This is a genomic window from Streptomyces sp. NPDC026659 (assembly GCF_040638245.1).
GTDB lineage: Bacteria > Actinomycetota > Actinomycetes > Streptomycetales > Streptomycetaceae > Streptomyces.
Genome location: NZ_JBEZXY010000013.1, coordinates 36,380 through 47,416, shown reverse-complemented (window position 1 = coordinate 47,416; position 11,037 = coordinate 36,380). Strand labels below are relative to the sequence as shown.

Annotated in this window: 12 protein-coding genes; 7 read left to right on the top strand and 5 right to left on the bottom strand. The window is 72.0% G+C overall.

Translation table 11 applies throughout. The features are described from left to right. The first annotated feature begins 18 nt into the window (after positions 1 to 18). Complete coding sequence (locus tag AB0E91_RS28010; protein WP_361787563.1) at positions 19 to 426, top strand: hypothetical protein; 408 nt, start codon at positions 19 to 21, stop codon at positions 424 to 426. A gap of 25 nt (positions 427 to 451) precedes the next feature. Here the strand turns inward: AB0E91_RS28010 and AB0E91_RS28005 are convergent, their stop codons facing one another. After that, the gene (locus AB0E91_RS28005; protein ID WP_361787809.1) at positions 452 to 1,984 is read right to left on the bottom strand and encodes an MFS transporter; all 1,533 of its coding nucleotides are present in this window, start codon (positions 1,982 to 1,984) and stop codon (positions 452 to 454) included. A 357-nt stretch (positions 1,985 to 2,341) separates the two neighbouring features. Between AB0E91_RS28005 and mgrA the strand changes: the two genes are divergently transcribed. The 6 genes from mgrA to AB0E91_RS27975 all read left to right on the top strand — a co-directional run bounded on the left by mgrA (position 2,342) and on the right by AB0E91_RS27975 (position 7,087). Beyond that, positions 2,342 to 3,388, top strand: a complete 1,047-nt coding sequence (gene mgrA / locus AB0E91_RS28000) for an L-glyceraldehyde 3-phosphate reductase (RefSeq protein ID WP_361787561.1) — start codon at positions 2,342 to 2,344, stop codon at positions 3,386 to 3,388. A 195-nt stretch (positions 3,389 to 3,583) separates the two neighbouring features. Continuing rightward, positions 3,584 to 4,069, top strand: a complete 486-nt coding sequence (locus tag AB0E91_RS27995; protein WP_361787559.1) for a TrkA C-terminal domain-containing protein — start codon at positions 3,584 to 3,586, stop codon at positions 4,067 to 4,069. A 5-nt stretch (positions 4,070 to 4,074) separates the two neighbouring features. After that, complete coding sequence (locus AB0E91_RS27990; protein ID WP_361787557.1) at positions 4,075 to 5,316, top strand: cation:proton antiporter; 1,242 nt, start codon at positions 4,075 to 4,077, stop codon at positions 5,314 to 5,316. Between the two features lie 103 nt (positions 5,317 to 5,419). Further along, positions 5,420 to 6,064 (top strand): DedA family protein, encoded by a 645-nt coding sequence (locus AB0E91_RS27985; protein ID WP_361787555.1) that lies wholly within the window; start codon positions 5,420 to 5,422, stop codon positions 6,062 to 6,064. Positions 6,065 to 6,164: 100 nt separating this feature from the next. Beyond that, positions 6,165 to 6,338, top strand: coding sequence for a CsbD family protein (locus AB0E91_RS27980; protein WP_361787553.1), 174 nt, complete (start codon positions 6,165 to 6,167; stop codon positions 6,336 to 6,338). 278 nt (positions 6,339 to 6,616) lie between these two features. Next, positions 6,617 to 7,087, top strand: a complete 471-nt coding sequence (locus AB0E91_RS27975; RefSeq protein WP_361787551.1) for an ATP-binding protein — start codon at positions 6,617 to 6,619, stop codon at positions 7,085 to 7,087. Positions 7,088 to 7,097: 10 nt separating this feature from the next. Here AB0E91_RS27975 and AB0E91_RS27970 read toward each other — a convergent pair whose 3' ends face one another. The 4 genes from AB0E91_RS27970 to AB0E91_RS27955 form a co-directional block, all read right to left on the bottom strand. Next, on the bottom strand, positions 7,098 to 8,111 hold the full coding sequence (locus tag AB0E91_RS27970) for an MASE1 domain-containing protein (protein ID WP_361787549.1): 1,014 nt from the start codon (positions 8,109 to 8,111) through the stop codon (positions 7,098 to 7,100). 156 nt (positions 8,112 to 8,267) lie between these two features. Continuing rightward, on the bottom strand, positions 8,268 to 9,098 hold the full coding sequence (locus AB0E91_RS27965; RefSeq protein ID WP_361787547.1) for a PP2C family protein-serine/threonine phosphatase: 831 nt from the start codon (positions 9,096 to 9,098) through the stop codon (positions 8,268 to 8,270). A gap of 95 nt (positions 9,099 to 9,193) precedes the next feature. Then, positions 9,194 to 9,514, bottom strand: coding sequence for a hypothetical protein (locus AB0E91_RS27960; RefSeq protein WP_361787545.1), 321 nt, complete (start codon positions 9,512 to 9,514; stop codon positions 9,194 to 9,196). 116 nt (positions 9,515 to 9,630) lie between these two features. Continuing rightward, positions 9,631 to 10,854: a hypothetical protein gene (locus tag AB0E91_RS27955; protein WP_361787543.1), complete on the bottom strand. Its 1,224-nt coding sequence runs from the start codon at positions 10,852 to 10,854 to the stop codon at positions 9,631 to 9,633. Positions 10,855 to 11,037 lie beyond the last annotated feature (183 nt).

The following is an 11,037-nucleotide window of genomic DNA, read 5'->3' as shown; positions in this document are numbered from 1 at the left end:
CAAGAAGGAGACGAGCCCATGTCCCGGCTTTCCGCCGAACTGCCCGCGCTGTTGCTGTCCTTGACCCTCCTGAGCGCCTTCGCCGGAGTGGTTCTGCCCGCCGTGTGGTCCGCCCGGCCGGACCGTCGGCGGGACGCGGCGCGCGTGCTCGGACAACTGCTGGCGGGTCTGGGGCCGGCCTCACGGCACACCGCTCCGCTCGCGCCGTCCCACGGGTCGCTGTACACAGAAATCATGAGTGACGAGACCGCTGCCCAGCTGTACCACCCGGGAGACGTCGTCCCCGCCTCCGGGATCTACGAGTGCGACTGCGCCCGGGCGCACGAGTACAGCACCGACGTGAAGGGCCACCGCTTCCCGCCGTTGCGGCACGACTGCGGCGGACAGGGGTGGCGGCTCAGGGCCGCCACGCCGTCGGGAGCCTGAACAACCGCAGAAACCGCCCCCGCCGTCAGCCCCGCCCCGTCCCCGCCCGCTCCTGCGCGAGCGCGTACAGCTCCTTCGACGTCGTGATCAGCTCGCGCCGTTCCTCCCGGGAGCCGACCATCGGCCGGGAGCCGTTGAGCGGCACCTGCGCGGTCTCGGGGAGGAACTTGACCGTCACGAGGCCGATGAAGCCCGCCAGCATCAGGTAGTACGCGGGCATCAGATCGTCGCCCGTGATGTCGACCAGCGCGGCGGTGACCAGCGGGGTCGTACCGCCGAAGGCCGCGACGGCGAAGTTGAAGCCGATGCCCATGGCCGCGTAGCGGACGGCGGTGGGGAACAGGGCGGGCAGGGTGGCCGCGCTGGGGGCGGCGAAGCAGGCGAGCAGGGTGGCGAGGATGAGCACGCCGAGGATCGGCGGCCAGGTCCCGTGGGCCTTGATCAGCAGGAACGCCGGGATGGCGAGGATGATCATCGCGGCCGCCGCCCAGCCGTACAGCGGGCGTCGGCCCACCCGGTCGCTGAGGCGGCCGAGGAAGGTGATGAGGATGACGATCCACACCATGCCGATGAGCACGAGGACGTCGGCGGAGCTGCTGGAACGTTTCAGCGTCTCGGTCTGGTAGGTCGGCAGATAGCCGGTGACCATGTAGTTGGTGACGTTGTAGAGCAGGACCAGGCCCATGCAGATGAGCAGTCCGCGCCAGTGCCGCTGGATGATGTCCTTGAACTCGCTGCCCGCCGACTCCTGCGCCAGGCTCTTCTCGTGTTCGTCCAGCTGCTGCTGGAAGGCCGGGGACTCCTCCAGCTTGAGCCGCATGTAGAGGCCGATGACACCGAGCGGCCCGGCGACCAGGAACGGGATGCGCCAGCCCCAGGAGAGCATCTGGGCGTCGGTGAGCCACAGGTTGAGCGCCGTCACCAGGGCCGAGCCGAGGGCGTAGCCGACGAAGGTGCCGAAGTCGAGCCAGCTGGAGAGGAACCCGCGCCTGCGGTCGGGTGAGTACTCGGCGACGAAGGTGGTCGCGCCGCCGTACTCCCCTCCGGTGGAGAAGCCCTGCACCATGCGGGCCACCAGGAGCAGGATCGGCGCGGCGATGCCGATCGAGGCGTAACCGGGGATGACGCCGATGGCGAAGGTGCCGAGGGCCATCATGATCATGGTGGTGGCCAGCACCTTCTGCCGCCCGAGCCGGTCGCCCAGCGGGCCGAAGAAGAGGCCGCCGAGGGGCCGTACGACGAACGCGGCGGCGAAGGTGGCGAACGAGGAGATGACCTGCGCGCCCGGGGAGGCACCGGGGAAGAAGACCTTGCCGATGGTGGCGGCGAGATAGCTGTAGACGCCGAAGTCGAACCACTCCATGCAGTTGCCGAGCGCCGAGGCGCCGACGGCCCGCTTCAGCAGGGGCGGCTCGACAACCTGGACGTCCTCCTTGCCGAAGGCGCCCCGGTTGCGGCGCAGTCTGCGGGTCAGCTCCTCACGGACCTGGTGCGGCAGCGCCATGACGGCCTGCGATGCCTTCGTTCCCGTCCCGTGCGGTCGTTGACCGTCGGACATCGCATCGCTCACGTGCCGCTCCCTTCACCACCGGTACTGCCGTTGTGCGCGCACCCCGGCGGCACCGGGTCATTGCCCTGTGCCTCATCCTGGTGCCCCGGGCCGCACACGTCACACCGACAACAGGCACATGGGGGAACCGCACACTCGCGGATGGGAAATGCTGGGCCGACCGCACATGGGTGATGCAGCCCGCCTCACCGCACACCGGTAATGCAGCCCGACAGGTGATTAAGAAGCCGGGGCGCTCAATTCCATGACAGACGGCGGTTGGACTTCCGAATCTTGAAGGCGCAGGGTGGACCAGCCCCTTTTTGTCTCGGGGCACCCCCTACGGCACCACCCGGAGAACACCCGATGAACCACGTCGCGGACCCCGCTCGTTACGACGGCACCATGCGCTACCGGCGCACCGGCCGCTCGGGGCTGGACCTCCCCCTGCTGTCCCTGGGCTACTGGCACAACTTCGGCGACGACCGCCCCTTCGAGTCCCAGCGCGAGATCGCGCTGCGCGCCTTCGACCTCGGGATCACCCACCACGACCTGGCGAACAACTACGGCCCGCCCTACGGCTCGGCGGAGATCAACTTCGGTCGGCTGATGAAGCAGGACCTCGCGCCGTACCGCGACGAGATGGTGATCTCCACCAAGGCGGGCTGGGACATGTGGCCCGGACCCTACGGTCAGGGCGGTGGCTCGCGGAAGTATGTGCTGGCCTCCCTGGACCAGTCGCTGAAGCGTATGGGCCTGGACTATGTGGACATCTTCTACTCCCACCGGCTGGACGCCAGCACCCCGCTCGAGGAGACCATGGGGGCGCTCGACACGGCCGTCCGCCAGGGCAAGGCGCTCTATGTGGGCATCTCCTCCTACGACGCCGAGCGCACCCGGCAGGCCGCGGCCATCCTCCGTGAGCTGGGCACGCCGATGCTGATCCACCAGCCGTCGTACAGCATGCTCAACCGCTGGATCGAGACGGACGGCCTGCTGGAGGCGGCCGAGGAGGAGGGCTTCGGCGTCATCGGCTTCACCGCGCTGGCGCAGGGCCTGCTGACCGGCCGCTACCTCGACGGGGTGCCGCAGGACTCGCGGGCCGCGCAGGGCAAGTCCTTCGACCCGGCCTGGCTGACCGCGGAGATGCGGGGCCGGCTGCGCGCCCTGAACGACATCGCGGCCCGGCGCGGACAGACCCTGGCGCAGATGGCGCTGGCCTGGGCGCTGCGGGACGAGCGCGTGACCTCGCTGGTCATCGGCGCCTCGCGGGTGGAGCAGCTGGAGCAGAACGTGGCGGCGCTGGAGAACCTCGAGTTCAGCGCCGAGGAACTGGCCGAGATCGACAAGTACGCCACCGACGGCGGCATCGACCTGTGGCGGGAGGCCCGGCTGGGCACCATAGGCGGCTGAGCCTCTCCGGCTCCCCGCGCCCCAGGCGTTTCACCATCCCCCTGTTTCGGTGGTCGGTCGACCTCCGAAACAGGGGGACGAATACGTAGATACACCCCCTGACCAGCCCGTTTCTCCGTGTGGCCATGCACCGTCAAGGTAAGGTGCCGGTAATGGCCAACTCAAGAGACAGTCAAGTCAGTCAGGGGGGTCGCCATGGGCGCCGCACGCACGAGTAGGACACCACTGCCGGGAATCGGCGTGCGGTACGACCTCACCACCAAGGAACGGCGCCGCCTGTCGGTGGTGGCCCACCGGGACGGGTCACGCACCCTCAGTGCCTACCGCGAGGACGACCCCGACGCCTGCGCGCTCTCGGTCCAGCTGACCGGCGCGGAGGCGGACGCCCTCGCGGGGGCGCTGAAGCCGACGCACCACAGCCCGAGCCTGCTGTCCACGACCGAACTGGGCCTGGTGGCGGAGGGGATCTCGCTGTCCTCGGTCTCGCACTGGAACGGGCGGCTGCTCGGCGAGACCCGGATGCGCACCGAGACCGGCGTGTCGATCGTGGCGGTGCTGCGCCGCGCGGACGCCATCCCCTCCCCCGGCCCCGGCTTCCGGCTGGCCGGCGGGGACACGCTCATCGTGATCGGCACCCGCGAGGGCGTCGACGCGGCCGCCGCCGTCCTCGGCAGGGAGTGATCGGGATGCACTCCTCCGCGGTCTTCCTGATCGAGTTCGGCGCCATCATCCTGGCCCTCGGGCTGCTCGGCCGCCTCGCCGCCCGGCTGCGCTTCTCGCCCATCCCCCTCTATCTGCTGGCGGGCCTCGCCTTCGGGGAGGGCGGTCTGCTGCCGCTCGGCGCGAGCGAGGAGTTCGTCGCGATCGGCGCCGAGATCGGCGTGATCCTGCTGCTGCTCATGCTGGGCCTGGAGTACACGGCGGGCGATCTCGTCTCCAACCTGCGGACGCAGTACCCGGCGGGGCTGGTGGACGCCGCGCTCAACGCGCTGCCCGGCGCCGCGATGGCCCTGATACTCGGCTGGGGCCCCATCGCCGCCGTGGTCCTCGCGGGCATCACCTGGATCTCGTCCTCCGGCGTCATCGCCAAGGTTCTCGGCGACCTGGGGCGCCTCGGCAACCGTGAGACCCCGGTGATCCTCAGCATCCTCGTCCTCGAGGACCTGTCGATGGCGGTCTATCTGCCGGTGATCACCGCGCTGCTGGCCGGGACCGGCCTCGCGGCGGGCAGCGTCACGCTCGCCGTGGCGCTCGGCGTCGCCGGTCTCGTCCTGCTGGTCGCGGTGCGCTACGGCCGCGTCATCTCCCGGTTCGTCTCCAGCGACGACCCGGAGAAGCTGCTGCTGGTCGTGCTGGGCCTGACCCTGCTGGTCGCGGGCGTGGCGCAGAAGCTCCAGGTGTCGGCCGCGGTGGGCGCCTTCCTGGTGGGCATCGCGCTCTCCGGCGAGGTCGCCGAGGGCGCCCACAATCTGCTGGCGCCGCTGCGAGACCTGTTCGCGGCCGTGTTCTTCGTGTTCTTCGGCCTGCACACCGACCCGGCCAGCATTCCGCCGGTGCTGCTGCCCGCGCTCGCGCTGGCCGTCGTCACCGCCCTCACCAAGATCGCCACCGGCTACTGGGCGGCGCGGAGAGCGGGGGTGTCCGTACGCGGCCGGTGGCGGGCTGGCGGCATGCTGGTGGCGCGGGGGGAGTTCTCCATCGTCATCGCCGGTCTCGCCGTCACCTCGGGGATCGATTCCCGGCTCGGCCCACTGGCCACGGCGTATGTGCTGATCCTGGTCGTCGTCGGCCCGCTGACCGCCCGCTACACCGACGTGGTGGCGCTGCGGCTGACCCGGTGGCGACGCGCACGACCGGCGCAGGCGCAGGTGCCGGCGGAGGCGGCCGAGGCCGCGGAGCCCGCGGCGGACCCGGTCGGCCGCGCCTAGGGACGACACCCCTGGCGTCCACGGAGACCTGCGGCAAGGCTCCTCAGCGGCCTTACCGCAGGTCAGTGCGGGCGAGTGGGGCGGTGCGGCGTACCGTTGGGGCATGGCGCCTCCGTTGCCCGGCCCGCTGGCCGATCTGGCCCCGCTGCTCGGCCACTACGGCTACTGGGCGGTGGGTGCCGTCGTCTTCCTGGAGGACTTCGGGGTGCCCGCACCCGGCGAGACGATTCTGCTGGCGGCAGGCGTCTACGCGGGCGCGGGCGAGCTGAACATCGTGGCCGTGGCGGCCATCGCGTTCGTCGCGGCCGTGCTCGGGGACAACATCGGCTATCTGATCGGCCGTACCGGTGGCCGGGTCTTCGTGGAGCGCTGGGGCAAGTACGTCTTCCTGACGCCCAAGCGTTTCCAGGCCGCCGAGGCGTTCTTCCAGCGGCACGGCGGCAAGATCGTCACCGTGGCCCGGTTCGTCGAGGGGCTGCGCCAGGCCAACGGGGTGATCGCGGGCACCACACGGATGCCCTGGCCGCGCTTCCTCGCCTTCAACGCACTCGGCGCGGCCCTGTGGGTGGGCCTGTGGTGCACGGTCGCCTATGTGGCGGGCAGCCACATCACGACGGTGTACGACGAGATCGTCCGCTACCAGCGCTATGTGCTGATCGGAGTGGCCGTGGTGGTCGCCGCCCTGGTCGTACGCCATGTGGTCCGGCGCCGTCGGCAACGCCGGGAGCCCGGAACTCCGGCTGCGTGACGGTGCCGCCGAGGCGGGAGTGCCGGGCGTGTTTGGACCCGGGCGCAGCGGACAGGCGGAGGGGGACAGCGGACCCGAGAGACGTTGGGATGTGAACCCCATGGCTGGCGACCAGAAGGCCAAGGCCAAGGCGGAACAGGCCAAGGGCAAGCTCAAGGAGACGATGGGCCGTGCCGTCGGCAACGAGAAGATGGAGGCCGAGGGCCGTTTGGAAGGCGCGCGCGGGGACGCCCGCCAGGCCAAGGAGAAGGCGAAGGACACGTTCAAACACTGAACCGGCGCCACACCGCACCGCACCGGTGCCGGGCGGGTCCGGAGTTCCCCCTCAGGGGGCTCCGGGCCCGCTCGTGTGTGCGGTTCCGTGTGTGGTTCCCGGCCAGGTCCGCCGCCGCGCGCACCGGCGCTGACCTGGGACGGATGTGCGATCGGGCGATTGGTGGCCGGATGCTCTTGTCCGGCGGAACAGCGGGTAACCGCAACAGGGACGGCACGGCCCTCCGTGATCGCGAGGAAGGGATCGGGGGCGGCCCCTGAGGAGAAGGGCGACGACCCATGGACCTCCCCTTCAGGACGCAGACGACGACGGGGACACGGTTGCCCGCGCGGACCGGCGCGGCAGCGCCGCCGCGCGTGAAGCGGGAGTGGGACGCCGGTGTGCCCTCGCTCTCCGAGGCGCGGGAGGCGGTCGGCGGCCTGCTGGCCCGGGTGCGGCCGGTACCGGCCCGCCGGGTGGTGCAGGACGCCCAGCTGGTGGTCAGCGAGTTGGTGACCAACGCGTTCAAGCACGCGGCGGGACCATTCACGCTGCTGCTGGAGCTGTCCCCGGACGGGAGCACGCTGCGCATCGGCGTCACGGACGGCTCCCCCGATCCGCCCCGCCCCCAGCCGCCCGACCCCGGACGGATCGGCGGCCACGGGCTGCGGCTGGTGACCCTACTGTGCGCCGCGCTGGAGGTCACACCGCTGCACGGGGGCAAGCAGGTGACCGCCACGCTCCCCCTTACGACCCCGCCCAAGCGCTGAGGAGCCCCCGTCACGGCCCCCCGCCGGGCGGTGTGGGCCGGTCCGGGGCGTAGGGGGTGTGGGGCGCGGGTCTCGGCGGCGGGCCGTCGCCGGTGGTGAGGTGTTCCAGCACCTCGACCAGTTCCTGGCAGGCGTGCTCGACGGAGCGCCGGGTGTGGCGCTGCTCGGTGATCACGGCGGACAGCAGGAGCGCGGTCAGCGCCATCGTGCCGTTGAAGCCCTGGAGCTTGGCCATGACCTCGACGCGGCTCAGCTCGGCGAACGCCCCGGTGCCCTCGGTGGCGGCGCGGGCGGCCAGCACGGAGGTGAGCAGCGCGCAGCCCACGCTGCCGGCCAGTTCGAACCGCAGCGCGCCCCAGATGATGACCGGGTAGACGAGGAACAGCAGGCTGAACGAGCTGTAGACGGCCAGGGGCACGACGCAGCACGCGGCCACGGCGAGGGCCAGGGCCTCCTTCCAGCGCGTGGTCGGGGGCCTGCGTGCCTGGCGGAGCAGAAGCAGCAGCGGCGTGACGAGCAGGACGCCCATCGCGTCGCCCACCCACCAGGCGAGCCAGACGGTCAGGAACGAGTGCGGGGGCAGCGCGTCGGTGACCACGAGCAGGCCGACGCCGATGGTGGCGCTGATCAGCATGGCACCCAGCGCGCCGATGAACACCAGGGCGACGCCGTCGCGCAGCCGGCTCAGGTCGGTGCGGAATCCGGTACGGCGCAGCAGCACTGCCGCGCACAGGGGTGCGGCCGTGTTGCCCAGCAGGTAGCCGAGCGAGTACGGCGCGGGGATGCCGAGGTAGGCGACGATCAGGACCGCCCCGAGGGTGATCCCCGGCCAGCAGCGCAGTCCGAGGATGAGCAGGGCGGCGACGGAGACGCCGGTCGGCGGCCAGATGGGGGTGACGACGACGCCGTCCACGACGAGGGGGCGCATGAGTCCGAGCCAGCCCGCCGCGAAGTAGCAGGCGGCGACGGCCAGCGTCTGGAGGGCCGGGCCGGCCGCCCGGCGCGCGTCCAGGAATGCCACCACATCAGCACTCTCACACCGGTGCCGCGCCCCCGGCCACGCGAGAGGCGCGCCGACCGGCCCTACGGCTGAAACGGCGGGGCCGGATGGGCCCGTCCGTCCGCGCGGCAGCCACCCTGCACGGCGGGGCAACCGCCCCGCACGCCGAGGCGGCCGTCCCTACGCGGCGCTGTCCGGGCCGTCGTGGCCGACGACGAGCACGGCGGCGTCGTCCTCGTGCCCGATGTTCTCCGCGCCCTTGATCACGGCCGCGGCGAGCGCGTGCACCTCCAGGCCGGCGACGGCGGCGATGCCCGCGAGCCGTACGACCTGGTCGAGCCCCTCGTCGATGCTGAGCGAGGGGCCCTCCACCACGCCGTCGGTGAGCAGGACGAACACTCCCCCGGTGGTCAGCCGGTGCCGGGTGACGCGGTACTCCATGCCGCTCTGGATGCCGAGCGGCGGTCCGCCCAGGTCGTGGACGATGCCGGACTTGCCGTCGGCCGTGGCCCAGACGAAGGGGATGTGTCCGGCCCGTGCGCTCTCCAGGACGCCGGTGGCGGGGTCCAGGCGCAGGAAGGTGCAGGTGGCGAAGAGGTCGCTGCCGAGGGTGAGCAGCAGGTCGTTGGTGCGGGCGAGGAGCTCGCCGGGTTCGCTGGTGACGGAGGCGAGGGCGCGCAGGGCGGCCCGTACCTGGCCCATGAAGGCGGCGGCCTCGATGTTGTGGCCCTGGACGTCGCCGATGGACAGGCCGATCCGGCCGTCGGGCATGGCGAAGGCGTCGTACCAGTCGCCGCCGACGTTCAGGCCCTGGTAGGCGGGGGCGTAGCGCACCGCCAGATGGAGTCCCGGGAGGCGGGGCAGGTCGCGGGGCAGCATGCCGCGTTGCAGGGCGATGGCCAGCTCGACCTGGGTGCGCTGCAGCTCCGCGCGCTCGCGCGCCTGCGCGGTGAGCGAGCCGAGTCGGGCCAGCAGTTCGTCGCCGTCGTCCGTGGAGCGCTTGCGGAACATCGGTCACTTCCGGCTGGGCGGAGACACCGGGACCACCTTTTGAGTGATTTCCTGGTGTCTTGTCGTCTCATGGGGTGAATACCCGGTAAGGCCGGTCAGTGCACCTGTGAATCGATGCCCGTGATCACGGCGGGCCCGAGCGGCGCGGTCCGCTCGTCGAGTCCGGCGGCGCGCAGGGCCGCACCGGCGAGGCTCCGGGCCTCCTGCTCGGCGTGCGGGCCGCTGTCCGCCTCGACGGTCAGGCGGAGGGTGAAGGTGTCGTCCTCGTTGACGGTGAGGGCGTCGAGGTCCTCGTCGCTGCCCATGGTGGTGGTGTGCGGGTCGGCCGGGCGCAGCGCGTGGCCGAGCCGCGCGCGGGCGTCGGGCTCGATCCCGTCGGTGAAGGTACCGGGCACGGTGATGACGTACGTGGTCATGGCGTTCCTCTCCTCGGCTCCTCGGGCCTGCCCTCCTACCCCCGATCGCGGTCCTCGCACCGGCGCCGTCGATCGCGCCCGGCCGTGTCGGCCGTACGGGTCACAGGGTCACAGGGTCACAGCGGGGCGTGGGCCACCACGATGACGTACGCGCCGCAGACCAGGGAGACGGCGGCCAGGGCGCCGCCGATCAGCAGGACCTGGGCACGGCGGGGGCCCCAGGCGCGGGCCAGCGCCCGGGCGGGCGGGATGAGCAGCGGGAAGGCCGGGAGCAGGAAGCGCGGCTTGGAGGAGAAGGAGCCGGAGCCGCAGACCACGAGGAGGACGAGGACGGCGCTGAAGACCACGAGAACCAGCGGCGCACGGTCCAGACAGAGCAGCCCGAACAGGACGAGCGAGATCACGACGACGAGCAGGGCCATCGGGTAGACGAATTTCCCGCCGTGCGCGAAGAGGGCGCCGAGGAAGCGGACGGCGCCCGCGCCGAGGTCGAAGCGGGAGCCCCAGGCGCTCTGCACGGTGAAGTAGCCACCGGGCACGTCGCCGGTGCGCAAACCGACCCAGAGGACGTAGCCGAGCCAGCCCAGCGGGGAGAGTGCGACGCCGGTCCAGAGTGCGGGTGGCACCCGGCCGTGACGGCGCAGGACCTCGTGTCCGGCGGCGACGCAGACCGCGGCCGCCACGGCGAAGCCGGTGGGCCGGGCGAGCCCGGCGAACAGGGCGAGCGTGCCCGCCCACAGCCAGCGGCGGCGCAGTACGCAGTACAGGGACCAGGCGGCGAGTGCGGCGAAGAGCGACTCGGTGTAGGCGATGGTCAGCTCGACGGCGTGCGGCAGGACGGCCCACAGCCCGACCAGCGCGGTGGCGACGGCGCGGCCGTGCAGCAGATGGCCGACGCGGTAGACGCCGAGGGCGGCGACGAGGGCGGCGGTCCAGGAGATCAGCAGAGCGGCGGCGCCGGGGGGGAGCGGGAGAACCTCGGTGACGGCCCTGATCAGCACGGGGTAGAGCGGGAAGAAGGCCCAGTCGCTCTGGACGCCGCCGGTCGGGGTGATCCAGATGAGGTTCCCGTAGCCGTGCTCGGCGATGTGCAGATACCAGCGGGCGTCCCAGGCGTGGGCGAGATCGTGGACCGGGGGGCGGCCCGCGAGGAGGTTGCCGATGATCACGGCGGCGGTCCCGGCCAGCCGGACGCCGGTGAACAGCGCGAGGGCGGTGAGGGCGCCGTCAGGCATCCGGGCGCGGACGGCGCCGGGCAGCGCGCGGGCGCGCAGGGGGCGGGTGCGCGGAGGGCGGACGGGGGCGACCGGCTCGGGCCGGGGCACGGAGGACGTGATCACGCACCGACCATGGTCACGGGGCAGGGGCGGTGCAACGCGCGGCCCGGGTGTCGCCCGCTGTTCCACCCTGATTCAGGAACGGCGGCCCGGTTTCAGGGGCGGCGACCGGGGATTCGGGGCCTGATGCCGGGTCTCCGCGCGCGAACGCCACCCCCCGGCAGCGCCGTGAACAGGTAGAAGTAG